General features: G+C 66.0%; 3 protein-coding genes. 2 read left to right on the top strand and 1 reads right to left on the bottom strand.

Annotated features, from left to right (window positions below):
• Window positions 1–636 (top strand): transposase (locus tag GFH49_RS39360; RefSeq protein ID WP_328288280.1); only part of this gene is annotated, 636 nt, incomplete at its 5' end.
• A gap of 182 nt (window positions 637–818) precedes the next feature.
• On the opposite strand, the gene GFH49_RS40120 is transcribed toward GFH49_RS39360, so the two are convergent.
• Window positions 819–1,655 (bottom strand): site-specific integrase, encoded by an 837-nt coding sequence (locus tag GFH49_RS40120; protein WP_230396313.1) that lies wholly within the window; start codon window positions 1,653–1,655, stop codon window positions 819–821.
• 120 nt (window positions 1,656–1,775) lie between these two features.
• Here GFH49_RS40120 and GFH49_RS15570 point away from each other — a divergent pair.
• Window positions 1,776–3,028, top strand: a protein-coding gene (locus GFH49_RS15570) for an IS3 family transposase (protein ID WP_230396121.1) whose coding sequence is annotated in 2 segments (ribosomal slippage) — window positions 1,776–2,058 and window positions 2,058–3,028 — 1,254 coding nt in all. Because the reading frame shifts where the segments join, the coding sequence is not laid out codon by codon here.
• Window positions 3,029–3,055: the final 27 nt, after the last annotated feature.

The following is a 3,055-nucleotide window of genomic DNA, read 5'->3' as shown; positions in this document are numbered from 1 at the left end:
CTGGGCTGCCTCCAGGACGGCATGCTGCTGCTGGCGGATGCCGGGCTGTACTCCTGGCAGCTGTGGCAGCGGGCCCGTGAACGCGGTGCCCACCTGTGCTGGCGCATCGGCGCAAGCGTGGAGCTGCCCCTGGTGCGGGCGCTGGACGACGGCTCGTACCTGGCCCTGCTGTACGCGCCGGGCCTGCACGCTCCCACCCGCCACCGCCTGCTGCAGAGTGCCCGCGCCGGACACCCCCTGGACGACGACCGGGCCCAGCTGGTGCGGGTGGTGGAGTACACCGTGCCCGACCGCAACCCCGACGGTGAGCTCATCGTGCTCGCCACCGACCTGCTCGACCCCGCGCACCTCCCGGCCGGTGAGCTCGCCTGGGCCTACCACCAGCGCTGGGAACACGAAACGGCACTGGCAGAGATGAAATCCCAGCTCCTGGGCTCGGCCGCCGTCCTGCGCTCGAAAAGCCCGGAACTGGTCGAGCAGGAGATCTACGGACTGCTGCTGACCCACTACGCCGTCCGCTCCTTCATGACCCGCGCCGCCGACCAGGCCGAACTCGACCCCGACCGGCTTTCCTTCCTCCGCGCCGTCCGCATCACCCGCCGCCAGGTCACCGACCAGGCGGCCTTTCCCCCCTGACCACCCACGTACCGCCACTCGCACAGCGGCCATCACCGAACTCCTCCAGCGCCCCAATCCCGAACGCCGGCACCGCACTTACCCCCGAGTCGTCAAGCGAGCCCGCCACAACTCCTACCGCGTCAAACGCCCCCACGACACCGGAACTCGACACAGCGGTCCAGCCACGATCAGACTCGCCTCTACCGCTTAACTGAACGGCATTGGGTCTTGAGGCGTACCGCCTTGCCTCGCTGCCTCTGCTCGGCGATGCGGAGCAGGCCGCGGTCCCAGACCACTTGACTGCGTTTCAGCCCGAAGGCCTCGCCCTGGCGGAGACCGGCGCAGGCTCCCAGCCAGATCAGAATCTCATAGCGGGGCGCCACCTTGCGCATCGCTGCGGCGACCGCGGCAACCTGGCGGGGTGAGAGGGCGACCTTGACGCGTGGTGTGACGTCCGGGAGTTCGATCCGCGCCACGATGTTGGGCGGGAGGGGAACGTCTTCATCCAGCATGTAGTGCATGAGGATGCGCCAGGTCTTGAAGATTTGGACGACCGTGTAGGCCGAGTCGAGGCCGGGGCAGTCGAGCAGGTGGTCGACGAAGGCCATGGAATCTCGGCGGCTCAGGGTGTTTGCAAGGCGGTGGCCGGCGAACGGCAGGATGTGATTGCGGAGATGACACTCATAGGTGCTGGTGGTGCGGGCATTCCTATTTCGCTTGCGTCTCCTTTCAATCATCTCCGCCGCGTAATAGGCCATGCGAAGGCTGCCCGTATGAGGGGTTCGCGGTGCCTTCCTGTTGATTTCTGCAAGTGCCGCGTCCAGGTGGTCGCGGGCTTCTTGCCAAGTGGCCAGGCAAACCCGTCGCTGGTTTCCCGTGGTGTCGGTGTAGCGCGCCTGCCATCGCCGTCCCCTGCCGTGGTCGGCGGACGGGTACAGGGGGCGTTTCGCGGTACCGCATCCGCATGACGTGTCACCGCGTTCCGGTTTGGGGTAGGTCTTGTGCCAGCGATCGAACGGCTCAAGTGGCTTGCTCATGTATTCCGCCCGCTGATCTGAACTGCGTTACTGCACCGTTTGTCGACGCCGACTCATCGCGGCAGTCCGGTGAACCGCCCCGGCTCGAATGGAGACTCGATTTCGTGAAAGGATCGAGTCATGGCACGACCTTCCTCCTATCCGCTTGAGCTGCGCCGTCGCGCGGTGCGCATGGTCGCCGAAGTTCGCGGCGACTACCCGACCGAGTCCGCCGCGATCAAGGCCGTGGCCGAGAAACTGGGCATCGGCTCGAATGAGACGCTGCGCAAGTGGGTGCGGCAGGACCAGGTCGACTCCGGGCAGCGGCCGGGGACGACGACGGAGGAGTCCGCGCAGATCAAGGCGTTGAAGAGGGAGAACGCTGAACTCAAGCGGGCGAACGAGATCCTGAAGGCTGCGGCGAGTTTCTTCGCGGCCGAGCTCGACCGGCCACACCTGCGCTCGTAGCGTTCATCGACGAGCACCGGGACCGCTTCGGCGGTGTCGAGCCGATCTGCCGCGTGCTGTCCGAGCACGATTGCAAGATCGCCCCATCCACCTACTACGCCCACAAGAAACGACTCCAGAACCCGTCCGCGCGAACCGTGCGGGACGAGGAACTCAAGGAGCTGATCCAGGAGGTCTACACGTCCAACTTCCGTGTCTACGGGGCAAGGAAGATCTGGCGCGAGCTGAACCGCCAGGGCCACCGGGTGGCCCGCTGCACCGTCGAGCGGCTGATGCGCGAGATGGGCATCGCCGGCGCCGTGCGGGGCAAGAGAGTGATCACCACGATCCCCGACGAAACGGCCGACCGGGCACCGGACCGGGTGGACCGCAAGTTCGTCGCCGACGCACCGAACCGCTGCTGGGTCGCCGACTTCACGCATGTGGCCACGTGGGCGGGGGTCGTCTACGTCGCCTTCGTCGTGGACACCTTCTCCCGCCGCATCGTCGGCTGGTCCGCCTCCACCTCCAAAGAGACCCAACTCGTCCTGGATGCATTGGAGATGGGGCTTTGGCAGCGCGACCGTGAAGGCCGCCCCCACATCCCTGGCGAGCTGATTCATCACTCAGATGCGGGCAGCCAGTACACGTCGTTCAAGCTCGCCGAACACCTCGACGCCGCCGGCATCGCGGCCTCGATCGGCTCGGTCGGCGACGCCTACGACAACGCGCTGATGGAGTCGACGATCGGCCTGTACAAGACCGAGATCATCAAGCCCCGCCGCCCCTGGAAGACCCTGAGCGAGGTCGAGCTGGCTACCGCCGAATGGGTTGACTGGTACTGCCACCGCCGACTCCACGGTGAAATAGGCCACATCCCGCCCGTCGAATACGAGACCAACTACTACCTGGGAACCACGAAACACCAGGTCACAACAACCATCTGAGATCTCTATCGAACTCGGGGCGGTTCA

Origin of the sequence: Streptomyces blattellae (assembly GCF_009709555.1) — a bacterium.
In the GTDB taxonomy this organism is placed as follows: domain Bacteria; phylum Actinomycetota; class Actinomycetes; order Streptomycetales; family Streptomycetaceae; genus Streptomyces; species Streptomyces blattellae.
The sequence above is the reverse complement of the archived record's forward strand: the minus strand, read 5'-3'. Positions and strand labels throughout refer to the sequence as shown.